This is a genomic window from Kribbella voronezhensis (assembly GCF_004365175.1).
GTDB lineage: Bacteria > Actinomycetota > Actinomycetes > Propionibacteriales > Kribbellaceae > Kribbella > Kribbella voronezhensis.
In genome coordinates this window covers 5,746,910-5,770,344 of sequence record NZ_SOCE01000001.1, presented here as the reverse complement: position 1 = coordinate 5,770,344, position 23,435 = coordinate 5,746,910, and the positions used below count along the sequence as shown (strand labels likewise).

Sequence of the window (23,435 nt, the reverse complement as noted above, 5' to 3'; positions counted from 1 at the left end):
GATTCCGGGCTAGCCCGAAACAATCCATCAAACCAGGGTCGAAACCCTCGGGCAGCCGGCGCACGGGTTGACGTTGGGCAGCGCGTAGACGAAACAGCACGAAGTACGGACCTGCTGGTCGAGCCGGACCTGGAAGGCGGCCGAGGCGGCCTCGGCGAAGTCGGCCTCCGCGGGCATCCGGATCGCGGCCCGGAGCTCGTCCTGCACCGCGCCGAGCCGCTGGAGCGAACTCATCTTCACGCCCGGGCGGTAGGAGTCGGTGAACGCTCGGGTGTGCGTGCTGACCTGAGCGGCCGCCTCGACCGCGGTGACGACCTGGTCGGACAGCAGCGCGACCTCGGCCGGATAGTGCGCCATCGGGTGCCGTCTGAAGGCCAGTGAGGCCGGCGAGACGTCCGGTGAAACCCCTGTCAGAGCGGCGGAAACGCCCGCGACGATCGACGGCACCGAGACGTACCACATCAGCACGAACATCGCGGCGACCTGCTCCGGCGGCTCGATCGCGTACTCGCGACCGTAGTCCTCGTGCAACGCCTGCCGCCATCCGTACGTCGGGTCGCCGCCGGCCTGCTGCTCCGCGAGCAGCCCGGCGCAAGAGATCCAGTCGGGGCCCGGCAAGGTGTCCGCGGTGCGGACTGACAGCCAGGAGACTTCCCCGTCCACGAGGTCCGCGAGGCGGTTCGCGGAGTACGTCATGGCACCAGCGTACGGTCCGGCACCACCACAGGGGCTCCGCCGACCTCCACCACTTTCGCGCGCAGCCCGAACACCTCGGCAAGGAGCTCCTCGGTCAGTACGTCGGCGGGCGGCCCTTCGGCCGCGATCCGACCGGCGCCCATCACCACCAAATGGTCGGCGTACTGCGCCGCCAGCGTCAGGTCGTGCAGGACCGTCACCACGGTCCGGCCGGTGTTGTGCGCGGCCGCGTGGACGACATTCATCACGTCGACGGCGTGCGCCAGATCGAGGTACGTGGTGGGCTCGTCGAGCAGCAGGTACTGCGTTCCCTGGGCAAGCACCATCGCGATCCAGACCCGCTGGCGCTGGCCGCCGGACAACTGCTCAGCGGGCCGGTCTCGCAGCTCGACCAGTTCGACCGCGGCCAGGGCGTCGTCGATCGCCTGCTGGTCGTCGGAGGTCAGCCGGGCGAACAGGCCGCGATGAGGATGCCGTCCACGCGACACCAGCTCGGCCACGGTGATCCCTTCCGGCGTCACCGGGCCCTGTGGCAGCAGGCCCAGCTGACGAGCCAGCTCACGGGCGGGCAACTGTTGGATGTCCTTGCCGTCCAGGAGCACCCGGCCGGAACGCGGCGCGAGCAGCCGGCTCATCCCACGGAGCAAGGTCGACTTGCCGGAACCGTTCGGGCCGACGATCGCCGTCAACTGCCCGGCCGGCACGGCCAGGCTGAGCTCGGAGACCACCGGCTCGTCCGGGCCGTAGGCAAGGGTGAGATTCTCGACGTCCACGGTTCAGCGCCCCTTCTGCTGACGGCCGATGAGGTGGAGCAGGTACGGCGCTCCGGCCGCGGCCGTGACGACCCCGACCGGCAACTCGTACGGGCCGACCTGCAACACCTGCAGGCCGTTGCGTGCAACCAGATCCGCCAGCGTGACGAACAGCGCGCCGAGCATCGCCGTCGTCAGCAACGGCGGGCGATCCGTCCGCGCCAACCGCTGCGCGACCTGTGGAGCGACCAGCGCGACGAACGCGATCGGCCCGGCGCCAGCGGTCGCCATCGCGGCGAGCACGGTCGCAACGACCAGCAACGCGAGCCGGACCCGGGACACCCGGACGCCGAGCGAGGACGCGACATCGTCACCGAGCACCAGCGCCTCCAGCTCGCGACCGAACATCATTGCCACTGGCAACAACAGTGCGACGGCGAGCCCGACCGGGACGGCGTCGGACCAGGTCCGCGCGTTGAGCGAGCCGGCCAGCCACGCGGCGGCCCGGCCCGCGTCGGTGACATCGCCGATCACCAGCAACCAGGCGACCAGCGAATTCGCGGCGGCCGCGACTCCGACACCGATCAGCACCACCTTGCTCGCGTCGACCACGCCGCGCTGGATGGACAGCAGGCCGACGATCAACGTCGCCAGCAAGCCACCCAGTACTGCGGCCAGCGGCAGGCCGATCTGCTCGGCGGCGCCGGAGATGTTGCCGCCACCGGTCCCCGCGAGCACGATCACGCCGACCGCGGCCGCCGAGGCACCCGAGTTCACCCCGATGATGTCCGGGCTGGCCAGCGGGTTGCGCGACAAGGTCTGCAGGAGTGCCCCCGATACGGCGAACGCGATGCCCACCAGCAGCCCGGTCGCGACCCTGGGCATCCGGAGCTCCACCACGATCAGCCGGGTCCCGCTGTCGCCTCCGCCGACCAGGGCTCGCAGTACCTCATCGAGTGGCAGCTTCGTAGTACCGAGACTCAAGGAGACCAGCGCAAGAACAACTGCTGCGAGGGCGAAAGCAGCAGCCAGTACTACGGTTCGCGGCTTGACGGCCGCTTCGGCAGTTGCGGTCACAACGCGACCGCCCGACGCCGTACGACGACCACGAACAGCGGCGCACCGACGATCCCCAGTACGACGCCTGCCTGGACCTCACCGGCTCCTCCGACCAGGCGGCCGACCAGGTCCGCCAGGATCAGGGCGGCTGCTCCGGTCAGCCCGGCGGCCGGGATCAGCCAGGCGTTGCGGGCTCCGAAGATCCGGCGGGCGACGTGGCCGGAAAGAAGTCCGAGGAATCCGATCGGTCCACAGGCCGCGACCCCCGCTGCGGTGAGGAGCCCGATCGCGAGCAGCCCGACGAGGCGGGCCCGGCGTACCGACAGGCCCAGACCGGCGGCCACATCGTCGCCCAGTGCCAGCAGGTCGAGATCGCGCGCGTTGACCGCCGCCAGGAGGAGTCCGATCAGAGCGAATGGCAGCACCTGACCGACCACGTCGAACCCGCGACCGGCCACCGAACCCACCGCCCAGAAGCGATAGCCGTCCAGCGTGTTCGCATCGAGCAGCACGATCGCCGAAGTCAGCGCCCCCAGCATCGCGGCCACCGCAGCTCCGGTCAGCGCCAGCCCCACCGGCGTCGCGCCACTCCCCCGCGACGCAAGCCGCTGTACCGCGAAGGTCGCCACCAGTGCACCGATGAGTGCACACCAGACTGTCGAACCGACGGTCTCCACCAGTCCGACCTGCAGTCCGAGCACCACCGCCAACGCGGCTCCCGCGCTCACGCCGAAGATCCCCGGCTCGGCCAGCGCGTTCCGGGTGTGCCCCTGCATCAACGCGCCGGCGATGCCCAGGCACACCCCGATCACCAGCGCGACCACGGTGCGCGGCAACCGCAGGCTCCGCACGATCACGTCCGCGTCGGTCCCGTCCGGCGACAGCAACGCGTGCCCGACCGCACCCAGCCCCAGCCAGCGCGAACCCAACGCCAGACTCGCCGCAAAAGTCAGCACCACGACGGTCGCCACCAGGATCAACGCCACCGGCCTCGACACCCGCCGCACAGCCCACATACCGCCCAACCTTAGGCGACCCTTACCTCCCGGCCGACCACCGAGGGGTCAGGTTAGGGCAGCCTAACTTTCATGGAGTAGGGTGCTCGCGATCTGCTGTCGATGCTGGGAGAACCTGTGCGCGTCCGCCTTGGAACGTTGATTGTTGCCGTTGCGTTGGCCCTGACCGGCTGTGGCGGGTCGGAGAAGAAGGAGGATCCCGCGCAGGCGTCCGCGAACGCCGGCTTCCCGCGGACGATCGAGCACGCGATGGGCAAGACCGAGATTCCGGCCAAGCCCAAGCGGGTGGTGGCGCTGGACGCGAGCTTCGTCGACGCGACGATGATCCTGCACACGCAGGTGGTCGGGTTCACCGACTACCGGACCATCAACGGGAAGCTGCCCGACTACCTCGGCGACGACCGCACGAAGTACGGAGCGGAGGCGCAGTCGGTCGGCACGCTGGCCGAGCCGAACCTGGAGAAGATCGCCGCGCTCAAGCCGGATCTGATCATCACCGCGAAGGTGCGGCACGAGAAGCTGTACCCGCAGCTGAGCAAGATCGCGCCGACGGTGATGACCGAGACCACCGGGCCGACCTGGAAGGACAACATCCGGCTGGAGGCGAAGGCACTCGGCGCCGAGGACCTGGCGAACGAGGAGCTCACGTCGTACGAGACCGCGGCCAAGGCTGTCGGTGCGGCGATCAACGCGAAGGCGAAGAACCCGACGATCTCGGTGGTCCGGTTCGTCGACGGGCCGACCCGGCTCTACCAGAACGCCAGCTTCTCCGGGATCGTGCTGACGGACGCCGGCCTGAAGCGGCCGAAGTCGCAGGACGTGAACGGCTTCGCGGCCGAGATCAGCGCCGAGCGGATCAAGGACGCGGACGCCGACGCGATCTTCGTCGCGACCTACGCCGACGAGAAGGGGCTGAGCAAGAAGACGGCCGACCAGTTCAAGGCGAACCCGCTGTGGAAGCCGCTGGCGCCGAAGGTGCACGAGGTGCCGGACATCACCTGGATGACCGCGGTCGGCCTGCAGGGCGCCTGGTCGATCCTGACCGACCTCAGCACCACCTTCGACGTACCGGCGCCCGAGCGGAGCTAAGTTGGGGCCCATGACCACGTTGGAGCGCTGGCACGTCGGGCCGTGGACCACGCACGGGACACCGCCCGGCGAGCCGTTCGAGCCGGGCCGCAGACGCACCCCGGACGAGCTGAACTTCGACGTGGTCGGCCTGGCCCGGATCCTCGGCCGCCGGCTGTCCGGCCGCGAGGAGTTGCAGGTCCGCCTCTGGCAGAACGAACTGCGCCCGACCCACACCAGGCTGTGCGGCGTGCACACCCTCGCCGACCCGGAGAACTCCGAGCAGCTGCGGACCGCAGTACTCGAGGCTCTCGCTTGGCTGGCCGAGCGCGCCCCGGCCGGGTACGAGTTCGTCTACACCGATGCCGTCTACCTCCGGCCGCTGACCGATCTGAGCGCCGAGGTCGTCACCGTCGACGCGGTCGTCCAGCTGGCTGCCGAGCGCGGTGACGCCTTGCCCGCGGACCGGCTCGCGGCTTCCCAGGTACGCCGGTCCGCCGCGGGCTGGTTCGCCGGGGATGCCGTGTGCAACTGGTCGGGCCCTTATCCGAGCGCGGAGGAGGCGGCCGACGCAGTACGAGCGGCGCGGGTCGAGCTGGCCAACCAGCTCGTCGAGGCCGGGCATGCCGATCTGGCCGCGACAGCGTCCCGGTGGCCCGAAGTCCATGTGGAGGATCAGGCAGACCAGGCTGCGACGAAGTAGCCCACGCCGTACGGCGCTGCGTGGTACAGCAGGTTGCCGGTGAAGGTGGCCGGACGGGCTGCACCCGCAAGAACTTGCCAGGGCGCTCGGCCGGCGGCCTTGAGCTCGCCGGCGAGGTCGGGGTCGAGCGCGGCGAGGGTGGCCGTGTCGGCGAGGTCCAGCGCGGCCGCGACCGTACTGTCGAAGATCTCCGCGCGCGGGTGGAGGTGCACCGGTGAGTGCTCGCTGCGGCGGGCCGATCCGTCGCCCATCACCAGCAAGGCTTTCCGCTCGTTGCCTGCAGCAAGCTCTTGGCCCAGCGCCAGGCACCCCTCGACCGACTCGTCCGTGGCGACGGTGACCATGAGGGTCGGCAGGCCGACCGCCTTGCTTTGCGAGCGGAGCCAACTGCCCGTCGTCAGCGAGAGCGGCAGCACCGGGTCGCCGGAGCCGACGGTCACCTGCGGAGCGCCGTACGGGCCGAAGCTGCCACCTGCCGACGACTCGTACTGCGTACCGGTGGTCGGGCCGGAGCCGACGATCAGCAGGGAGTCGGCGTCGGCAAGCTGATCGATCGCGGCGAGGCAAGCGGCACGCAGTACGTCGAGCTCTGCTGCTGCGCCACCGGCGACTGCGGGAACCAGCAGCGGCGGGTGGGGACAGACAGCGGCACTGACGATAGGCACGAGTCAACCGTAGTCGAGCCGGTCAGGACGCTCGCAGGTAGCGCAGGAACAGGGAGCCGTCGTCGGCACCGAGCACCGACCGCAGTACGAACCGCCGGGCCACTGTGTCGACCGCTCCCGCGGTGATCCGCCCCGCACCAGGGCCGACCAGCAGCGGCGACAGCGAAAGGTCCATCTCGTCCACGAGGTCCGCTTCGGTCAGCGCGCCGAGCAGATGCGGACCGCCCTCGCAGAGGATCTGCGGCAGTCCCCGCTCGGCCAGCGTCGACACCACGGCCTGTAGATCGACCTCCGCCTCGCCACACACCAGCACCTCGGCTACCTCGCCCAGGGCCTCCACCCGCTCCGGCGGCGCGGCCGCGTGAGTGATCACCAGCGGGCGGACCGGCGCGTCCGCGAAGACCTTGTTGATCGGGTCGAGGTCCAGCCGGGACGACACGATCGCCAGCGTCGGATTCTCCGCCAGTCCGTTGGCTTTCCGCCAGGCCCGCCGGTCGCTGCCGAGCCGCAGTCCGTTGTACCCCTCGATCCGGACCGTGCCGGCGCCGGCCAGGACGACATCGCTGAGCATCCGCAGCTTGCCGAACAACTCGCTGTCCTCGGGGTTGGTCAGCGACTTGGACTGGCCGTCGATCTCGACCGCGCCGTCCAGGCTGGTGACGAAGTTGCAGCGCAGATGCGGCACCGACCGGTCCTCGACCTGGTAGGCCTGGATGATCTCGGCGTCGCTGATCCCGGCAGTGGTCAGGCGATGCATCAGGCCAGGCTCCTTCGGGTTCCGGCGGGCTCGGCCGAGCCCCGGAGTACGGCGATCAGGTCGAGTGCCTGCCGCGCGGCGGGCACGTCGTGGACACGGAAGACGCGGGCCCCCAGCCAGGCGGACACGCTCAGTGCCGCGATCGTGCCGTTGCCGCGCCGGCCGGGCGGGAGGTCGAGTGTCTCGCCGATGAAGTCCTTGTTGGACACGGCGACCAGTACCGGCCAGCCGGTCGCGGTCAGCTCGTCCAGCCGGCGGGTCAGCTCGAGCGACTGCCAGGTGTTCTTGCCGAAGTCGTGGGTCGGGTCGATCAGGATGCCGTCGCGCCGGACGCCTTCGGCGACGGCCCGCTCGGCCAGCCGGGTGGTCGTCGCGATCACGTCCGCGACCACATCGTCGTACGCCATCCGGTGCGGGTCGGTCCTCGGCGTCAGCCCGCCGACGTGACTGCAGACCAGGCCGGCGCCGACCTCGGCCGCGGCGGCCGGCATCGCGGGATCGGAGCCGGCCCAGGTGTCGTTGATCAGGTTCGCGCCGGCCGCGCCGACCCGCCGGGCGACACCGCTGCGATAGGTGTCGACGCTGATCACCAGGCCGGGATGCCGTTCCCGGATCCCCGCGACGAAGTCGACCGTCCGGCGGAGCTCCTCGTCCTCGGAGACGGGCTCGCCGTAGCCGGCCTTGACGCCGCCGATGTCGACCAGGTCGGCGCCTTCGGTGACCGCCTGGTCGATCGCCTCGTACGCCGCCTCGGTGGCGTAGGTGGCGCCGCGGTCGAAGAACGAGTCCGGCGTCCGGTTCACGATCGCCATCAGGGCGAACTCGCCCGGCCCGAACGACCGGCTGCCCAGCCGTAGTACGTGGTCCTCTTCATCCGGCACGAAGACGACTCTAGTCGTCCCCCGGTGGGCAAGCTGGCACATATCCTATAGGATCCTGCCGTCAGGTCGGATCACGGCAGAACGGGTGTCCATGCCACGCTTCACGGAGTTCGAGACGTACGACGTCCGCTTCCCCACCTCGCTGGATCTCGACGGCTCGGACGCGATGAACGCCGACCCGGACTACTCCGCGGCGTACCTGATCCTGCGCACGGACACCGGCGACGGTCTCGAGGGACACGGCTTCGCGTTCACCATCGGCCGCGGCAACGACGTGCAGACCGCGGCCATCGAGGCCCTCCGCGACCACATCGTCGGGCTCGACGTCGACGCCGTCCTGGGCGACCTCGGCGGCTTCTGGAAGTCGCTCGTGCACGACTCGCAACTGCGCTGGCTCGGGCCCGAGAAGGGCGTCATGCACATGGCGATCGGCGCCGTCGTCAACGCCGTCTGGGATCTCGCCGCCAAGCGCGCCGGCGTGCCGCTGTGGAAGCTGCTGTCCGACCTCAGCCCCGAGCAGATCGTCGACCTGGTCGACTTCCGCTACCTGACCGACGCCCTCACCCGCGAAGAAGCGCTGGAGATCCTGTACGCCGCGGTGCCGGGGCGGGCCGAGCGCGAGAAGGCGCTGCGGGAGCGGGGTTATCCGGCGTACACGACCTCGCCGGGCTGGCTCGGGTACGACGACGCCAAGCTGGTCCGGCTCTGCCACGAGGCGGTCGCCGACGGGTTCACCCAGATCAAGCTCAAGGTCGGCGCGGACCTCGACGACGACATCCGCCGGCTGCGGCTGGCCCGCGAGGCGGTCGGTCCGGACATCCGGATCGCGATCGACGCCAACCAGCGCTGGGACGTCGCGGACGCGATTGATTGGATCAAGGCGCTGACCCCGTACGACGTGTGGTGGGTCGAGGAGCCGACCAGTCCGGACGACATCCTCGGCCACGCCGCGATCGCCCGGGCCATCGCGCCGGTCCGGGTCGCCACCGGCGAGCACGTGCAGAACCGGGTCGTCTTCAAGCAACTGCTGCAGGCCGAATCGCTGTCGTTCGTGCAGATCGACTCGGCCCGGGTCGCCGGGGTGAACGAGAACATCGCGATCCTGCTGCTGGCGGCGAAGTTCGGCGTACCGGTGTGTCCGCACGCCGGCGGGGTCGGGCTGTGCGAACTGGTCCAGCACCTGTCGATGTTCGACCTGGTCGCGGTCAGCGGCAGCACCGAGAGTCGCGTGATCGAGTACGTCGACCACCTGCACGAGCACTTCCTGGACCCCGTGGTGATCAAGGACGGTCACTACGTCGCACCCACGCGGCCGGGGTTCAGCGCCGAACTGGATGCGGAAACGCTCTGTGACTTCCGCTACCCGAATGGCAAGATCTGGACCGACCTCGAGAAGGAGAGCGCCAAGTGACGGATTTCGCCGGCCTGAAGGCAGTGGTCACCGGAGGAGCCTCGGGAATCGGACTGGCCACGGCGACGCTGCTGGCCGCCCGGGGCGCCGAGGTGGTCGTGTTCGATCTCAAGCCGGACGTGTCACCGCCGCTGGCCGGGATCGCCGCCGACGTCAGCGACGACGCCTCGGTCCGCGACGCGGTCTCGGCGGCCGCCCTGAAGCTGGGCGGGATCGACATCCTGGTGAACAACGCGGGCATCGGCGCGCAGGGCACGGTGGCCGGTAACGAGGACGAGGAATGGCATCGGGTCCTCGACGTGAACGTGGTCGGGATCGCGCGCGTCACCCGTGCCACGCTGCCGTACCTCCGCCGCTCGGAGGCCGCCGCGATCGTCAACACGTGCTCGATCGCCGCCGTCGCCGGCCTGCCGAACAGGGCGCTGTACTCCGCCAGCAAGGGCGCCGTACTTGCGCTGACGATGGCCATGGCTGCCGACCACGTTCGCGAGGGGATCCGGGTCAACTGCGTGAATCCGGGCACCGCGGACACTCCCTGGGTCGGTCGGTTGCTCGACGTGGCCTCCGACCCCGCGGCCGAACGCGCCGCTTTGGAAGCCCGGCAGCCGATGGGCCGGCTGGTCACGGCCGAGGAGGTCGCACTGGCGATCGCTTATCTCGCGTCGCCGCTGTCCGGGTCCACCACCGGTACTGCGCTCGCCGTTGATGGCGGAATGCAGAATCTGCGGCTTCCGGCGGCACGGTCATGAAACTCTTCCCTGCTGATGCGCGGATCGGGCTGGGTGGCGCGCCGCTGGCCGGTCTGTTCACACCGGTCGCCGACGACGAGGCCGTCGCGACCGTTCAGGCGGCCTGGGACGAGGGCTGGCGGTACTTCGACACCGCGCCGCACTACGGTCTCGGGCTGGCCGAGGAGCGGCTCGGTCTGGGCTTGGCGGGGAAGCCGCGCTCGGAGTACGTGCTGTCCTCCAAGGTCGGGCGGATCATCTACTCCGCCTCGACCGAGGCTCCCGACGACGAAGGTTTCGCCGTCGTCTCGAAGCGTCGTCGGCGCTGGGACTTCAGCCGCGACGGTGTGCTGCAGAGCATCGAGGACTCGCTGCGCCGAATCGGCACCGATCGCCTCGACGTGGTCTATGTCCACGACCCGGACGATCACTACTCAGAGGCTGTCGCGACGGCGTTCCCGACGCTGATCGAGCTGCGCGACCAGGGCGTGATCGGCGCGATCGGTTCGGGGATGAACCAGACCGCGATGCTCACCCGGTTCGTGCGCGAGGTGGACATCGACGTCATCATGCTGGCCGGCCGCTACACGCTGCTGGACCCGGACGGGCTCGACGACGTGTTGCCTGCCTGCGAGCAGAACGACGTGCAGGTCGTTGCCGTGGGCATCTTCAACTCCGGCCTGCTCTCCCAGCCGCGACCGGCGCCCGACGCCACCTTCAACTACGCTCCGGCGCCGGATTCCTTGGTCTCCAAGGCGAATCAGCTTGCCGACGTGTGCGAGTCGCACGGCGTCACGCTGCCTGCGGCCGCCCTGAAATTCCCCCTCTTCCACCCCGCGGTCGCCGGTATCGCGGTCGGCTGCCGCACCGCCGAAGAGGTCCACACGAACGCGGCCCTGTCCCGCATCGAGATCCCCGACGCCCTCTGGACCGACCTCAAATCGGCCAACCTCCTCCGATCAGACGCCCCCACCCCCGGCTGACCCCCTCGTCGGCCTGATCACCGTCGAAGGCTCGCCTGATCGGTGTGCCTGACTCCCCGTTCGTGGCTTGCCCCACTGCTCTGGCAATGGGGCACCCACCAACGGGGAGTGATCCCGCACGAGCGCCGTACGGGTCAGAGGGGGTCGATGTCGGTCAGGGTGTTGCGGTCGAGTTCGATCCAGCGGGTGATGCCGATACTGCGGAGGAAGGGAACGTCGTGGCTGGCGACCACGAGGGCGCCTTGGTATGAGGCCAGGGCGTCGGTGAGCTGGGCGACGCTGGCCAGGTCGAGGTTGTTGGTGGGTTCGTCGAGCATCAGGAGCTGCGGTGGCGGCTCTGCGAGCAGCAGTGCGGCGAGCGTTGCGCGGAAGCGTTCGCCGCCGGACAGGGTGCTGACCGGCTGGTCGGCGGCCCTGCCACGGAAGAGGAAGCGGGCCAGCCGAGAGCGACGTTCCTGGTTCTCCACGGTCGGGGCCAGCAGAGCCAGGTTCTCCACCACGGAGAGCTCGTCCTGCAGGAGATCGAGGCGTTGCGGCAACAGACGATAAGGAACCAAAGGCTTGCCGTCGGCAACGATCGCGTGCAGCAGCGTGCTCTTGCCGGCGCCGTTCGGCCCGACCAGCGCGATCCGCTCCGGCCCACGGATCTCCAGCGAGGCCTGGAGCCCCGTCCGTAGTACGTAGTCGTCCAGCTCCAGCACGATCCGCCCGGCCGGGACAGACGTCTTCGGCAGGTCGACGCGGATCTTGTCGTCGTCGTGGACCTTCTCCTCCGCTTCGTTCAGTGCGTCCTGCGCGGCGTCGAGCCGGTCGGTGTGCATGCCGAGATGCTTGCCCGCCGACACCTGAGCGGATCGCTTCAACCCACCGGCGACGATCTTCGGGATGCCACCGGCTTCGAACGCCCGCTGTCCGGCCGCACGACGCCGGTCCATCTTCATCCGCGCCTCGATCAACTCGCGCTTCTGCTTGCGCAGGTCGGCCTCCGCGCTCCGGACCATCCGTTCGGCCGCCTCCTGCTCGACCGCGACGGCTTCCTCGTACGCCGTGAGGTTGCCGCCGTACCAGGTCAGATCACCCCTGCGCAGGTCACCGATCTGGTCCACCCGGTCCAGCAACTCCCGGTCGTGGCTCACCACGAGCAACGCACCGCGGAAGGTGTCGACCGCGTCGTACAGGTGCCTGCGGGCGCGCAGGTCCAGGTTGTTCGTCGGCTCGTCGAGGAGCAGTACGTCGGGTCGCTTGAGCAACTCGCCGGCCAGCCCGAGCAGGATGGTCTCGCCGCCGGACAGTTCGCCGACGTTGCGGTCGAGGCCGATCGAGCCGAGCCCGAGCTTGCCGAGCAACGCGAGCGCGCGCTCCTCCACGTCCCAGCCGTCGCCGACGATCGCGAAGTTCTGCTCGGACGCGTCGCCCGCCTCGATCGCGGTGATCGCCTGCCGGATCCCGGCGATGCCGAGGGCCTGGTCGACGGTCAGCCGGACGTCCAGGGTCAAATCTTGCGGCAGGTAGCCGAGTTCGCCGCTGACCCGGATCGAACCGCGCTGCGGATTCAGCCGCCCGGCGATCAGCCGGAGCAGGGTGGACTTGCCGGCGCCGTTGCGGCCGACCAGCCCCGACCGGACGGGTCCGGCGACGAAGCTCAGGCCGTCGAACAGCACGTCGCCGTCCGGCCAAGCGAAGAAGAGGTCAGTACACGTCAGGGAATAGGAAGACATCAGGTTGTACTCCGAGATCTCGAACGAGACCGCGCACCGATCGGTGGCGATCAACCGCTGCTGAAGAGAGATCTCAGTTCGACAACCCGCACCCCTGTCGTGGGCAATGTGACGAGTTCAAGGTTAGAGGCACCACCTGCGGGCGTTCAACCTGATATTCAGGGTGCCTTGCGGAGCCAGGTTTCGATGCCGGCGATGTGGGCGGTCATCCAGGCGCGGGCGGCGTCGGCGTCGCCGAGTTCGATCGCGTCGAGGATGGCGGTGTGCTCGGCCAGGGTGCGCTCGACGGCGCCGGCCTGGGTGACGCCGCGCCAGATCCGGGCCCGCTGGGTGGCGCCGGAGATGCCGTCCAGGAGCGAGCAGACGACCGCGTTGCCGGTCGCCTCGGCGATCAACCGGTGGAACTTCAGGTCGTTGGTGACGAGTTCGTCGACCCCGGACGACGGCGTGAGGCCGTCGGTCAGGTTCCGGAGGTCCTCGAGTTGCTCCTTGCTGATCCGGGTGGCCGCGAGCGCGGCGACGCCGGGTTCCAGCAGGCGGCGTACCTCGAAGAACTGCAGGACCGAGTCGTCGCGGTGCAGGTCGACCATGAAGCTGAGCGCGTCGAGCAGGTGGGCGGAGTCGAGACTGGTGACGAAGGTGCCGTCGCCGTGCCGTACGTCGAGCACGTTGACCAGCGTCAGCGCCTTCACCGCTTCCCGCAGCGAGTTGCGGGACAGCCCGAGCCGGGCCGCCAGGTCCGCCTCTTTCGGCAGCCGGTCGCCCGGCCCCAACTCCCCCGAGGTGATCATCTCTTTGATCTTGACGATCGCCTCGTCCGTCAACGCCATCCGCACAGTATGCCGCCGCACGCCTCAGGAAAACGCAAAAGAAAGGAAAGCGAGGGAGGCGGCATGCCGCCGCGCGCATCGGTGAAGCAAAGGAAGGAAGAGCGAGGGCGGCGGCATGCCGCCGCGTGGATCGGTGGAGCAAAGGAAGGAAGAGCGAGGGTGGTGTGGCGCCGCGTCGATCGGCGGAAGCAGGGGCAGGCGGGCGGCCGGGGCGACACTTGGGGCATGACGACCGTTGGGTACTCCGGGAAGCCGCTCGCCGCGAAGCTCGGGATCAAACCCGGGTACGCCGTTGCGCTGGACAACGCGCCGGCCGGGTTCGTGATCGAAGGGCTGCCCAGCGAGGTCGTCCCGCTCGAGCGGCTCGGGCGCGCGCCGGCGCAGTACGACCTGATCCTGGCGTTCTGCCCGGATCGGGCCCGGCTGGCCAAGCGGTTGCCGGTGCTGTTGCCGAGGACGACGACCGCCGGGATGATCTGGGTCGCCTGGCCGAAGCGGGCGTCCGGCGTACCGACGGATCTGGACGAGAACGGGGTCCGCGAGCTGGCGCTGCCGCTGGGCGTGGTGGACGTGAAGGTGTGTGCGATCGATGCCACCTGGTCAGGGCTGAAGCTGGTCCGGCGCCTGGCCAATCGGTGAGAACTGGACTGATCCAGTGAGTGACGTTGACCACACCTCGGAGCCCTTCGGTAGCTGACAGTCCGCGAGAGTTCGTGTGCATACAGTGGCCAAGTACGCTCAGCCGGAGCCTTCCGAGTAGTTGCCGACAGCGCCGGAACTCCAGTGCTGCAACGGCTCCGGCAGTCCACACCGGACCCGATCCGGGCACCCGCGGCCGATCCGATCGGGGCCGGCCTGAAACACCACGACAGAAGGTGTTCCAGCGGTCGATCGATCAAGTCCTGGCGCGCCAACCACTTGATCGACTGGTCCGGTGATCCCGGGCTGCGCAACAGTTGCGGCAGCTATTAGCCTTGGCTCGGGAACCAACCCCATAACACCCGTAGTCATAACAGCGGTATCTGACCCGATCGGAAGAGGCGAACTGCCAAGTGGCCACCGAGCCATCAGAAACGAACCCCCTTGCAGCCTTCGGAGCGAACGAATGGCTGGTCGACGAGATGTACGAGAAGTACCTCCAGGATCCGAAGTCGGTGGACCAGGCCTGGTCGGCGTACTTCGAGAGCGACAGCTTCAAGGGGGACAGCACGGGTGACGCGAAGCCGGTGAAGACCGGCCCGGCCGACGCTCCCCGTCCCGACGCCGTGTCAGACAACAAGACGCCGGAGGCGCCCAGCCGGGGAACCGCCGCTGCCGCGCCGTCCTCCAGCCAGCCGGCCGCCCAGGCAGCCGCTGCCGCTCCCGCCCCCGCCGCCCCGGCCCCGGCCGCCGCCACACCGGCGGCACCGAGCCCGGCACCGGCGTCCGCAGCACAGCCAGCAGCATCGACAGCCAAAGCCGCGCCTGCCGCGAGCGGCGCTCCGACCGGAGGCACGGTGAACCAGCCGCCCAGCGCCCAGCCCAAGCCCGCCCCCGAGACCAGCGCGGACTCGGAGCGGAAGATCCTGCGCGGCGCGCCCGCGCGGACGGCGCAGAACATGGAGGCCAGCCTCCATGTCCCCACCGCGACCAGCGTGCGGGAGGTCCCGGTCAAGCTGCTGATCGACAACCGGATCGTCATCAACAACCACCTGCGGCGCGCCCGCGGTGGCAAGATCTCGTTCACCCACCTGGTCGGCTGGGCTCTGGTGAAGGCGCTCAAGACGCTGCCGGAGATGAACGCGTCGTACGACGAGACCGACGGCAAGCCGACCCTGGTCCAGCCGCAGCACATCAATCTCGGCCTCGCGATCGACATGCAGAAGCCCGACGGCACCCGGCAGCTGCTGGTGCCGTCGATCAAGGCCGCCGAGTCGATGACGTTCGCCGAGTTCTGGATGGCCTACGAGGACATCGTCCGGCGGGCCCGGGACAACAAGCTCGCGCTGCCCGACTTCCAGGGCACCACGATCAGCCTGACCAACCCCGGCACGATCGGCACCCAGCACTCGGTACCGCGGCTGATGGCCGGCCAGGGCTGCATCATCGGCGTCGGCGCGATGGACTACCCGTCGGCGTACCAGGGCGCGGCCGAGGAGACGATGGCCAAGCTCGCGGTCAGCAAGGTGATGACGCTGACCTCGACGTACGACCACCGCATCATCCAGGGCGCCCAGTCCGGTGAGTTCCTGCGCCGGCTGCACAAGCTGCTGCTCGGCGAGGAGGGTTTCTACGACGAGATCTTCCAGAGCCTGCGGATCCCGTACGAGCCGATCCGCTGGGCCGCCGACCTCCCGCACAGCCACGAGGAGGACATCAGCAAGCAGGCCCGCATCCTCGAGCTGATCCACGCCTACCGGGTGCGCGGCCACATCATGGCCGACACCGACCCGCTGGAGTACAAGCAGCGCAGTCACCCCGACCTGGACGTCGCCACCCACGGCCTGACCCTGTGGGACCTCGACCGCGAGTTCGCCACCGGCTCCTTCGGGGCGCAGAGCGACCGCCGGTTCATGAAGCTGCGCGACATCCTCGGCATCCTGCGCGACTCGTACTGCCGGACCGTCGGCATCGAGTACATGCACATCCAGGACCCCGAGCAGCGCAAGTGGCTGCAGGAGCGGATCGAGCGGCCGCACACCAAGCCGCCGCGCGAGGAGCAGTTGCGGATCCTGGCCAAGCTGAACGAGGCCGAGGCGTTCGAGACCTTCCTGCAGACCAAGTACGTCGGCCAGAAGCGGTTCTCGCTCGAGGGCGGCGAGACCACCATCCCGCTGCTCGACGAGCTCTGCGAAGAGGCCGCCGGCGCCGGACTGGACGAGGTCACGATCGGCATGGCCCACCGCGGCCGCCTGAACGTGCTGGCGAACATCGTCGGCAAGTCGTACAGCCAGATCTTCCGCGAGTTCGACGGCAACATCGACCCGCGCACGGTCCAGGGTTCCGGTGACGTGAAGTACCACCTGGGCGCCGAGGGCGAGTTCGTCTCCGAGTTCGGCGACAAGATCAAGGTGTCGGTGGCGGCGAACCCGTCCCACCTGGAGACCGTCGACCCGGTGCTCGAGGGCATCGTCCGGGCCAAGCAGGACATCCTCGACCAGGGTGCCGCGTTCCCGGTGCTGCCGCTGCTCGTGCACGGTGACGCTGCCTTCGCCGGCCAGGGTGTGGTCGCCGAGACGCTGAACCTGTCCCAGCTGCGCGGCTACCGCACCGGCGGCACGATCCACGTGATCGTCAACAACCAGGTCGGCTTCACCACCTCCCCGGCCTCGTCGCGCTCGTCGATGTACTGCACCGACGTCGCCCGGATGGTGCAGGCGCCGATCTTCCACGTGAACGGCGACGACCCCGAGGCCTGCATCCGGGTCGCGGACCTCGCCTTCGAGTACCGCCAGGCGTTCAACAAGGACGTCGTGATCGACCTGGTCTGCTACCGCCGCCGCGGTCACAACGAGGGCGACGACCCGTCGTTCACGCAGCCGCTGATGTACGACCTGATCGAGCAGAAGCGGTCCGTCCGCAAGCTCTACACCGAGGCCCTGATCGGCCGTGGCGACATCACGGTCGAAGAGGCCGAGCAGGCGATGCGCGACTTCCAGCAGCGGCTGGAGCGGGTGTTCACCGAGGTGCGCGAGGCGAAGAGCCAGCCGGACACGCCGGCGCCGTACGTGACGGTCCCGGTCTACCCGGACAAGCCGGAGGGCCCGGACGCGACGGCCACCACGCCCGAAGTACTGAAGAAGATCGCCGACGCGTACACGACCCTGCCGGAGGGCTTCACCGCTCACCCGAAGGTGATGCCGCAGCTGCAACGCCGGGCCGCCGCGATCACCCAGGGGCCGGTGGACTGGGCCAGCGCGGAGATCACCGCCTTCGGCTCGCTGCTGCTGGCCGGGCGTCCGGTCCGGCTCGCGGGCCAGGACAGCCGCCGGGGCACCTTCGTGCAGCGGTTCGCCGCGATCATCGACCGGGTCAACGGGCAGGACTACGTCCCGCTGCAGAACCTCGACGAGAACCAGGCGAACTTCTACGTCTACGACTCGCTGCTGAGCGAGTACGCCGCACTCGGCTTCGAGTACGGGTACTCCGTGGCGCGGCCGGACGCGCTCGTGTTGTGGGAGGCGCAGTTCGGTGACTTCGTCAACGGCGCCCAGTCGATCATCGACGAGTACATCTCGGCCGGTGAAGCGAAGTGGGGCCAGAAGTCGGGCGTCGTACTGCTGCTGCCGCACGGGTACGAAGGCCAGGGGCCGGACCACTCGTCCGCGCGGATCGAGCGGTTCATGGCGCTGTGCGCGGAGAACGCGATGACCGTGGCGCAGCCGTCCACGCCGGCGTCGTACTTCCACCTGCTGCGGCGGCACACGCTGCAGGAGGAGCACAACCCGCTGATCGTCTTCACGCCGAAGCAGCTGCTCCGGCTGAAGGCAGCGGTGTCGCAGCCGGAGGAGCTCACCAGCGGCACCTTCAAGCCGGTCCTGGGCGACCAGGAGGCCGAGCAGAACGCGGCCGCTGTCGAGCGCGTGATCCTCACGTCCGGCCGGATCTTCTACGACCTCCAGGCCGAGCGGAAGAAGGCGGAGGCGGACAAGATCGTCACCGCGCTCGTCCGGGTCGAGCAGCTCTACCCACTGCCGGCCGAGGAGATCAAGGCCGAGCTGGCGAAGTACCCGAACCTGCAGGAGATCCGCTGGGTCCAGGACGAGCCCGCCAACCAGGGCCCGTGGCCGTTCATGGCGCTGAACCTGACCGAGCACCTCGGCGGCAAGCCGTTCTACCGGGTCTCCCGGCCGGCCATGTCCGCCACCTCGGTCGGCTCGCACAGCGTCCACGTCACCGAGGCGGCGACCCTGATGAAGCAGGCGTTCGCCTGACGTGTACTTCACCGACCGAGGAATCGAGGAACTCGAAGGCCGGCGTGGCGAGGAAGACGTCACGCTGGCCTGGCTCGCCGAACGCCTGCGCGAGTTCGTCGACCTGAACCCCGAATTCGAAACCCCCATAGAACGCTTCGCCACTTGGCTCGCCCGCCTGGACGACGAGGACGACTAGCTCGTACGGCGGCGGTCGATCCCACCCCGCCGCCTACGGGCGCACCTGCGTCGCGTCCTCCGGCGCCTGGCTCCCGCCCACCCCGCGTCGCGCGCTCAACTGGTGCCTGGTTGGGTTTCGCGCGGGCGCCACGTGGTGCGCAGGCTGAGCCTCTTCTGACCTAGCCTGACTGGATGCCCTTCGCCGCTCACCCCGTACGCCGGGTTGCCGCGGCGGAGGGCACGATCGTCTCCGGGTCTTGGCCCCACAGCATCCCCGCGGTCCGTCAGATCCTGACCACGGGCCTTAACCTACCGCCGGGCGTCACGTTCCTCATCGGCGAGAACGGCGCCGGCAAATGCACTCTCGTCGAAGCCATCGCGATCGCCTTCGGCATGTCACCCGAGGGCGGCTCCACCGGCGCCCGCCTGACCACCCGGGCTTCTGAGTCGCCGTTGCCGCGCGACCTCGTCCTGACCCGCGGCGCCGGTGCCCCACACTGGGGATTCTTCCTCCGCGCCGAAACCATGCACGGCTACTACACGTACCTCGAGCAGAACCCGAGCCCGTACCGCGAGGATCCGCGCTTCCACGAACTGAGCCACGGCGAAGGCTTCCTCGAAGTACTCCGCAGCCGCTTCGACAGCCCCGGCCTCTACTGCCTGGACGAACCGGAGTCGGCGCTGTCCTTCTCCTCCAGCCTCGCCCTGGTCGGCGTACTGAACGAACTCGCCACCGGCGGCGCCCAAGTCATCTGCGCCACCCACTCCCCCATCGTCTGCTCGTTGCCAGGAGCCACCATCCTGGAAATCGGCGACTGGGGGATCCGCGAAAAATCCTGGCGCGACCTGGAGATCGTCCAGAACTGGCAGGCCTACCTCGAAGCCCCCGAACGCTACCTCCGCCACATCCTGTAGGTGAGGCGAACCCACGCCGCCGCCTACGGGCGCTCCTGCGTCGCGTCCTCCGGCGTCTGGCTCCCACCCACCCCCGGGTCGCGCGCTCCTCCGTCGCGCGCTCAGATTGGCGCCGGGCTGGGGTTGCTGACTACCGAGGCGCCGAGAGATCGAAGGCCGTACACATGTCCGACGGATCGGACAGGCCGACAAATCCGCGTTCAGTTTGATCTTCACAATTCCATGAGCCAGCAATGATCGAGCCACTCGGACAGACCGGCGCCACCTCCCTGACCCTGCTTGGTAGCACCGACCAACTCTGCTGCCAAGACGCCGGCCAGCACGACGGACCGATCAGGTGCGCGGCTCCAACAGCTGGAACCCCAGGACTTCCACCACCAGCAACCTGCACCCCGCACGCAAGCCGCACCACGCACGCACCGAGCAGGCGACGCAGGAGCCCGCGACCCGGGTGGGCGGGAGCCAGACGCCGAAGGACGCGACGCAGGAGCGCCCGCAGGCGGCGGCGTGGGTCAGACGACCTCAGTCCGTATGAGGCGGACGGCGTCTAAGCGGCGGGTCGGGGGCGAGGGTGCCGTCGGGGGCGATGTGTTCGAAGATCTGGTCGACGAGGTTCAGCACGTGGGGGTCGTCGACGGTGTAGATGTGGCGGCGGCCGTCGCGCCGGGCGGTGATGATGCCGGCCAGGCGGAGTTTGCCGAGGTGCTGGCTGGCGGTGGCGATGCTCACTCCGGCTCGTTCGGCGAGCGTGCCCACGTCGTACTCGCCTTGGGCTGCCAGCGACACCAGGTGCAGCCGCACTGGGGCGGACAGCATTGCGAAGGTCCCGGCGGCGGATTCGAGCTGGGCCCTGGTGGGTTCGGACGGAGCCGGCTCGGGCGGGGTGGTGGTCATGGCGGAGTCATTGTCGCCCCCGCGGAGGCCGTTCGCAGTACGGCAGGCCGGTGGTGAGGACGGTCTCATACTTTCGCAATTGCGAAAGTGTTAAAACGGTGGCAGGCTAGAAGTATGTTCCGCGCCATCCGCCCCGTGCTCTTCCTCCTGATCGCAGCGGTTCCCGCGGTCGCACTCCGGGTCACCGGCGTGCATCCGTGGGCCCCGCTGGCGATCGTGGTGTTCGGCCTCGGTGTCGTCGCGGCGTCGTTCGTGCTGGCCTGGGCGGCGGAGGCTGCCGAGGTCGACATCTCCGGCGGCCTGGCCATCGCCCTGCTGGCCGTGATCGCCGTGCTCCCTGAGTACGCGGTCGACCTGTACTTCGCCCATACCGCCGGCAGCAAGCCGGAGTTCGTGCAGTACGCCGCGGCCAACATGACCGGGTCCAACCGGCTCCTGCTCGGCCTCGGCTGGTCCAGCGTCGTGCTGGTCAGTCTGTACGTCGCCAGTCGCCGAAGCGGGCGTTCTGTGCAGGCACTCGTGCTCGACTCCGGCTACCGCCGCGAGCTCGGTTTCCTCGCCGTGGCCGGCGTGGTCGCGTTCATCATCCCGGTCACCGGCCAGATCCACCTGGTCCTGGGTATCGCACTGCTCGCCTTCTTCGCGTACTACCTCTACCGCGCCGCCTCGTCCGGCCACGACGAGGAGCCGGAGCTCGTGGGCCCGGCGAAGCGCATCGGAAGCCTGCCGACCACGCAGCGCCGGGTCACTGTGATCGCGATGTTCCTGCTGGCGGCCGCGGTGATCCTGGTGTCGGCAGAGCCCTTCGCCAACTCGCTGGTCGAGGGCGGTCAGGCTCTCGGGATCGATCAGTTCCTACTGGTGCAGTGGCTGGCTCCGCTGGCTTCGGAAGCTCCCGAGTTCATCGTCGCGCTGCTGTTCGCCTGGCGTGGCAAGGGCGGCGCCGCACTCGGTCTGCTGATCTCAGCCAAGGTGAACCAGTGGACGCTGCTCATCGGCAGCCTCCCGATCGCGTACGGCATCGGCGGTGGAGGTGCTGCACTCGCACTGGACGGCCGGCAGGTGGAGGAGTTCCTCCTGACCGCTACGCAAACCCTGCTCGGCATAGCGATCCTGCTGACGCTGCGCTTCCCCCGGTGGGCTGCCTGGACGCTACTGGGCCTGTTCGCCGTGCAGTTCGCAGTACCGGGTCAGACCGGTCGCTACGTCATCAGCGGCGTCTACCTGGCGCTGACGGTCGTCGTGATGGTCAGGAACCGGCACCAACTGGTCCCGACCATCACTGCCCCCTTCCGGCGTACCAGCAAGCCCGCGGAGGAACGCACCGACGAGCTGGTCGGCGTCTAGCTCGCCTGCTGCTCCTCTGCGACGACCGGCGTACGGCGGCGCTCGGCGGGACCGGGGCGGCCGCGGCGACGCCCGTACAGGAACTTCTCGCCCGCGGCGGTGCCGGTGAACTTGGTCCGCCGCGCCCACTCGCGGCACTCGTCCAGTACCGGGCACGAGGTGAGGCAGACGGCCTGGGCCTTGCGCTGCTCCCACTGGCTGGCGCTCTCGTCGTACGCCGGCGCCTGGCCGACGCACGCAGCCTTCATCATCCAGCGGTCGGCGGGGTCGGCGATCACCGTCAAGGTCGGCCTCATGGGCACTCCTGCTCGCATCATCGATCGGGCGGATCGAACCCGCGGGGGTTTCCCGCGGTGACACCAAGCGTGCGCCAGCCTCGTTGCCTCACGGCGACGGCAATGTTTCAGCCATGAAACGTCGTACGCCGCGGGCGTCACAAATCACTGCGCCGGGCGGACCATCCGGATCTCGGTGAGCCCGAAGAACGGGTCGTCCGAGCGCGCGCCGTCCGCGACGAATCCGTGCCGGGCGTAGAACCGCACCGCTCGCTGATTGCCCTCGAACACCCACAGGCTGGCCGCCTCCTTGCCAATGGCAACTTCCAGCAGCCGGGCTCCGAGCCCGCTGCCCCACCACTTCTGCCGGGCGTAGATCGCGTGCAGTTCCAGTGGCGTCGGCGCATCCTCGTCCCGGGCCGGACCGGGCGAGGAGAACCCGATCACCCGATCCTCCAGTGCCGCGTCCGGGTCGGGGTTCAGCGCGATCCAGCGGACCAGGCCGCCGTCGAGGTGGCGGGTCCAGCGTTCCGTACGCCGTACGAGGTCGCTCGTGCGCTCCAGCAGCAGCGCGGGTTCCACCAGACCGGCGTACGCCTCACGCCAGCACAGCAGATGGCACCACGCGGCGGCCTCGGCATCGGCCGCCGTCGCCTGGCGGATCACCGGCTCCATCGGACGACTCGATCAGACCGTGAAGACGATCTTGCCGAAGACGTCGCCCTCGTTCATCTTCGCGAAGCCCTTGCGGGCGTCGGCCAGCGCGAAGGTGCTGTCGATGTGCGGCTCGATCCCCGCGTTCGCCATGAACTGGACGAGCTCGCTCAGTTCGGTCCGGGTGCCCATCGTCGAACCCTGCACCCGCAACTGCAGGAAGAAGATCCGGTTCAGCTCGGCCGACTTCGGCGCCTGCCCGCTGGTCGCACCCGAGATGACCACCGTGCCGCCCTGCTTCAGCGACTTCAGCGAATGCGACCAGGTGGCCTGCCCGACGGTCTCCATCACCGCGTCGACCCGCTCCGGCAACCGCGCGCCGGACTCGAACACGTCGTGCGCCCCGATCTCCAGCGCCTTCGCCCGCTTGCCCTCGTCCCGGCTGGTCGCCCAGACCCGAATGCCGGCCGCGCGCGCCAACGTGATCAGCGAGCTCGCGACGCCACCGCCGGCCCCTTGCACGAGGACGGTGTCGCCCGGCTTCAGGTTCGACTGGGTGAAGAGCATCCGGTACGCCGTGAGCCACGCCGTCGGCAGACAAGCCGCCTGCTCGAAACTCAACCCGGCCGGCTTCGGTACGACGTTGCGCGCCGGTACGACGACTTGCTCGGCCAGCGTCCCCTGGTACCGCTCGCTCAGCAGCGACCGCTTCGGGTCGAGCGTCTCGTCACCCTGCCACGAGGGGTCCGAGATGACGGCGTGCACGACGACCTCGTTGCCGTCCGGGTCGGTCCCGGCGGCGTCGCAGCCGAGAATCATCGGCAGGTTCTTCTCGGTGAGGCCGACGCCCTTCAACGACCACAGGTCGTGATGGTTCAACGCCGACGCCTTCACATCGACCGTCACCCACCCGTCGGGAGCCTCCGGCGCGGGCCGCTCCCCCACCTCCAGCGCGGAGACCGGATCGTCGGCATCGAACCTGGCGGCATAAGCAGCAAGCATGAACTCACC

Annotated in this window: 23 protein-coding genes; 10 read left to right on the top strand and 13 right to left on the bottom strand. The window is 69.2% G+C overall.

The genetic code is table 11. The annotated features are described in order from the left end of the window. Positions 1-27 precede the first annotated feature (27 nt). From EV138_RS26965 to EV138_RS26950, 4 genes are read right to left on the bottom strand one after another with little or no spacing between them, the layout of a single operon-like run. Positions 28-696, bottom strand: a complete 669-nt coding sequence (locus EV138_RS26965; RefSeq protein ID WP_133981534.1) for a (2Fe-2S)-binding protein — start codon at positions 694-696, stop codon at positions 28-30. After that, positions 693-1,469 (bottom strand): ABC transporter ATP-binding protein, encoded by a 777-nt coding sequence (locus EV138_RS26960; protein ID WP_133981533.1) that lies wholly within the window; start codon positions 1,467-1,469, stop codon positions 693-695. Before EV138_RS26960 ends, EV138_RS26965 begins: the two co-directional genes overlap by 4 nt. A 3-nt stretch (positions 1,470-1,472) precedes the next feature. Further along, entirely contained in the window at positions 1,473-2,525 is a 1,053-nt protein-coding gene (locus EV138_RS26955) for a FecCD family ABC transporter permease (protein ID WP_133981532.1), read from the bottom strand. After that, a complete protein-coding gene (locus tag EV138_RS26950) occupies positions 2,522-3,523 on the bottom strand; it encodes a FecCD family ABC transporter permease (RefSeq protein ID WP_133981531.1) in 1,002 nt (333 codons plus the stop codon). Before EV138_RS26950 ends, EV138_RS26955 begins: the two co-directional genes overlap by 4 nt. Before the next feature lie 117 nt (positions 3,524-3,640). On the opposite strand from EV138_RS26950, the gene EV138_RS26945 reads away from it, so the two are divergent. Together EV138_RS26945 and EV138_RS26940 are read left to right on the top strand one after the other, a co-directional pair. Next, positions 3,641-4,612: an ABC transporter substrate-binding protein gene (locus tag EV138_RS26945; protein ID WP_238158369.1), complete on the top strand. Its 972-nt coding sequence runs from the start codon at positions 3,641-3,643 to the stop codon at positions 4,610-4,612. 10 nt (positions 4,613-4,622) lie between these two features. Beyond that, on the top strand, positions 4,623-5,294 hold the full coding sequence (locus tag EV138_RS26940; protein WP_133981529.1) for a hypothetical protein: 672 nt from the start codon (positions 4,623-4,625) through the stop codon (positions 5,292-5,294). Here EV138_RS26940 and EV138_RS26935 read toward each other — a convergent pair. Genes EV138_RS26935 through folP form a run of 3 tightly spaced genes read right to left on the bottom strand, consistent with a single transcriptional unit; the run spans position 5,267 to position 7,597 of the window. Next, the gene (locus tag EV138_RS26935) at positions 5,267-5,959 is read right to left on the bottom strand and encodes a class III extradiol ring-cleavage dioxygenase family protein (protein WP_133981528.1); all 693 of its coding nucleotides are present in this window, start codon (positions 5,957-5,959) and stop codon (positions 5,267-5,269) included. The genes EV138_RS26940 and EV138_RS26935 overlap by 28 nt on opposite strands. A gap of 22 nt (positions 5,960-5,981) precedes the next feature. Beyond that, a complete protein-coding gene (locus EV138_RS26930; protein ID WP_166678694.1) occupies positions 5,982-6,716 on the bottom strand; it encodes a pyrimidine reductase family protein in 735 nt (244 codons plus the stop codon). Continuing rightward, a complete protein-coding gene (gene folP, locus EV138_RS26925; RefSeq protein WP_439649014.1) occupies positions 6,716-7,597 on the bottom strand; it encodes a dihydropteroate synthase in 882 nt (293 codons plus the stop codon). The genes EV138_RS26930 and folP overlap by 1 nt, the downstream gene beginning before the upstream one ends. A 91-nt stretch (positions 7,598-7,688) precedes the next feature. Between folP and EV138_RS37720 the strand changes: the two genes are divergently transcribed. Genes EV138_RS37720 through EV138_RS26910 form a run of 3 tightly spaced genes read left to right on the top strand, consistent with a single transcriptional unit; the run spans position 7,689 to position 10,719 of the window. After that, positions 7,689-9,008 carry an L-fuconate dehydratase gene (locus EV138_RS37720; RefSeq protein ID WP_133981526.1) on the top strand — a complete coding sequence of 440 codons (1,320 nt, stop codon included), beginning with the start codon at positions 7,689-7,691 and terminating at the stop codon, positions 9,006-9,008. Continuing rightward, positions 9,005-9,757 (top strand): SDR family NAD(P)-dependent oxidoreductase, encoded by a 753-nt coding sequence (locus EV138_RS26915; protein ID WP_133981525.1) that lies wholly within the window; start codon positions 9,005-9,007, stop codon positions 9,755-9,757. The genes EV138_RS37720 and EV138_RS26915 overlap by 4 nt, the downstream gene beginning before the upstream one ends. After that, the gene (locus EV138_RS26910; RefSeq protein WP_133981524.1) at positions 9,754-10,719 is read left to right on the top strand and encodes an aldo/keto reductase; all 966 of its coding nucleotides are present in this window, start codon (positions 9,754-9,756) and stop codon (positions 10,717-10,719) included. Before EV138_RS26915 ends, EV138_RS26910 begins: the two co-directional genes overlap by 4 nt. Positions 10,720-10,853: 134 nt before the next feature. Here the strand turns inward: EV138_RS26910 and EV138_RS26905 are convergent, their stop codons facing one another. Beyond that, positions 10,854-12,437, bottom strand: a complete 1,584-nt coding sequence (locus EV138_RS26905) for an ABC-F family ATP-binding cassette domain-containing protein (protein ID WP_166678692.1) — start codon at positions 12,435-12,437, stop codon at positions 10,854-10,856. 158 nt (positions 12,438-12,595) lie between these two features. Next, entirely contained in the window at positions 12,596-13,267 is a 672-nt protein-coding gene (locus EV138_RS26900) for a FadR/GntR family transcriptional regulator (protein WP_133981523.1), read from the bottom strand. Between the two features lie 225 nt (positions 13,268-13,492). Between EV138_RS26900 and EV138_RS26895 the strand changes: the two genes are divergently transcribed. The 4 genes from EV138_RS26895 to EV138_RS26885 all read left to right on the top strand — a co-directional run bounded on the left by EV138_RS26895 (position 13,493) and on the right by EV138_RS26885 (position 19,254). After that, the gene (locus EV138_RS26895) at positions 13,493-13,906 is read left to right on the top strand and encodes a DUF3052 domain-containing protein (protein WP_133981522.1); all 414 of its coding nucleotides are present in this window, start codon (positions 13,493-13,495) and stop codon (positions 13,904-13,906) included. 413 nt (positions 13,907-14,319) lie between these two features. After that, a complete protein-coding gene (locus EV138_RS26890) occupies positions 14,320-18,180 on the top strand; it encodes a multifunctional oxoglutarate decarboxylase/oxoglutarate dehydrogenase thiamine pyrophosphate-binding subunit/dihydrolipoyllysine-residue succinyltransferase subunit (RefSeq protein WP_202866834.1) in 3,861 nt (1,286 codons plus the stop codon). A 1-nt stretch (position 18,181) separates the two neighbouring features. Then, entirely contained in the window at positions 18,182-18,358 is a 177-nt protein-coding gene (locus EV138_RS37400) for a DUF6104 family protein (RefSeq protein ID WP_166678691.1), read from the top strand. A gap of 173 nt (positions 18,359-18,531) precedes the next feature. Further along, a complete protein-coding gene (locus EV138_RS26885; protein WP_133981520.1) occupies positions 18,532-19,254 on the top strand; it encodes an AAA family ATPase in 723 nt (240 codons plus the stop codon). A gap of 522 nt (positions 19,255-19,776) precedes the next feature. On the opposite strand, the gene EV138_RS26880 is transcribed toward EV138_RS26885, so the two are convergent. After that, complete coding sequence (locus EV138_RS26880) at positions 19,777-20,148, bottom strand: ArsR/SmtB family transcription factor (protein ID WP_133981519.1); 372 nt, start codon at positions 20,146-20,148, stop codon at positions 19,777-19,779. Positions 20,149-20,262: 114 nt separating this feature from the next. On the opposite strand from EV138_RS26880, the gene EV138_RS26875 reads away from it, so the two are divergent. Then, on the top strand, positions 20,263-21,495 hold the full coding sequence (locus tag EV138_RS26875) for a calcium:cation antiporter family protein (protein WP_133981518.1): 1,233 nt from the start codon (positions 20,263-20,265) through the stop codon (positions 21,493-21,495). Here the strand turns inward: EV138_RS26875 and EV138_RS26870 are convergent. The 3 genes from EV138_RS26870 to EV138_RS26860 all read right to left on the bottom strand — a co-directional run bounded on the left by EV138_RS26870 (position 21,492) and on the right by EV138_RS26860 (position 23,426). Beyond that, a complete protein-coding gene (locus tag EV138_RS26870) occupies positions 21,492-21,791 on the bottom strand; it encodes a WhiB family transcriptional regulator (protein WP_112243679.1) in 300 nt (99 codons plus the stop codon). The genes EV138_RS26875 and EV138_RS26870 overlap by 4 nt on opposite strands. Before the next feature lie 144 nt (positions 21,792-21,935). Then, complete coding sequence (locus tag EV138_RS26865) at positions 21,936-22,445, bottom strand: GNAT family N-acetyltransferase (protein WP_133981517.1); 510 nt, start codon at positions 22,443-22,445, stop codon at positions 21,936-21,938. Between the two features lie 12 nt (positions 22,446-22,457). After that, positions 22,458-23,426: a zinc-binding dehydrogenase gene (locus EV138_RS26860; RefSeq protein ID WP_133981516.1), complete on the bottom strand. Its 969-nt coding sequence runs from the start codon at positions 23,424-23,426 to the stop codon at positions 22,458-22,460. Positions 23,427-23,435: the final 9 nt, after the last annotated feature.

Excerpts from the sequence above, each read along its gene's own strand:
- EV138_RS26965 (WP_133981534.1), bottom strand. The coding sequence starts at position 696 with ATGACGTACTCCGCGAACCGCCTCGCGGACCTCGTGGACGGGGAAGTC.
- EV138_RS26950 (WP_133981531.1), bottom strand. The coding sequence starts at position 3,523 with ATGTGGGCTGTGCGGCGGGTGTCGAGGCCGGTGGCGTTGATCCTGGTG.
- EV138_RS26940 (WP_133981529.1), top strand. The coding sequence starts at position 4,623 with ATGACCACGTTGGAGCGCTGGCACGTCGGGCCGTGGACCACGCACGGG.
- EV138_RS26930 (WP_166678694.1), bottom strand. The coding sequence starts at position 6,716 with ATGCATCGCCTGACCACTGCCGGGATCAGCGACGCCGAGATCATCCAG.
- EV138_RS37720 (WP_133981526.1), top strand. The coding sequence starts at position 7,689 with ATGCCACGCTTCACGGAGTTCGAGACGTACGACGTCCGCTTCCCCACC.
- EV138_RS26910 (WP_133981524.1), top strand. The coding sequence starts at position 9,754 with ATGAAACTCTTCCCTGCTGATGCGCGGATCGGGCTGGGTGGCGCGCCG.
- EV138_RS26905 (WP_166678692.1), bottom strand. The coding sequence starts at position 12,437 with ATGTCTTCCTATTCCCTGACGTGTACTGACCTCTTCTTCGCTTGGCCG.
- EV138_RS26900 (WP_133981523.1), bottom strand. The coding sequence starts at position 13,267 with ATGGCGTTGACGGACGAGGCGATCGTCAAGATCAAAGAGATGATCACC.
- EV138_RS26895 (WP_133981522.1), top strand. The coding sequence starts at position 13,493 with ATGACGACCGTTGGGTACTCCGGGAAGCCGCTCGCCGCGAAGCTCGGG.
- EV138_RS26885 (WP_133981520.1), top strand. The coding sequence starts at position 18,532 with ATGCCCTTCGCCGCTCACCCCGTACGCCGGGTTGCCGCGGCGGAGGGC.
- EV138_RS26880 (WP_133981519.1), bottom strand. The coding sequence starts at position 20,148 with ATGACCACCACCCCGCCCGAGCCGGCTCCGTCCGAACCCACCAGGGCC.
- EV138_RS26875 (WP_133981518.1), top strand. The coding sequence starts at position 20,263 with ATGTTCCGCGCCATCCGCCCCGTGCTCTTCCTCCTGATCGCAGCGGTT.
- EV138_RS26870 (WP_112243679.1), bottom strand. The coding sequence starts at position 21,791 with ATGAGGCCGACCTTGACGGTGATCGCCGACCCCGCCGACCGCTGGATG.
- EV138_RS26865 (WP_133981517.1), bottom strand. The coding sequence starts at position 22,445 with ATGGAGCCGGTGATCCGCCAGGCGACGGCGGCCGATGCCGAGGCCGCC.
- EV138_RS26860 (WP_133981516.1), bottom strand. The coding sequence starts at position 23,426 with ATGCTTGCTGCTTATGCCGCCAGGTTCGATGCCGACGATCCGGTCTCC.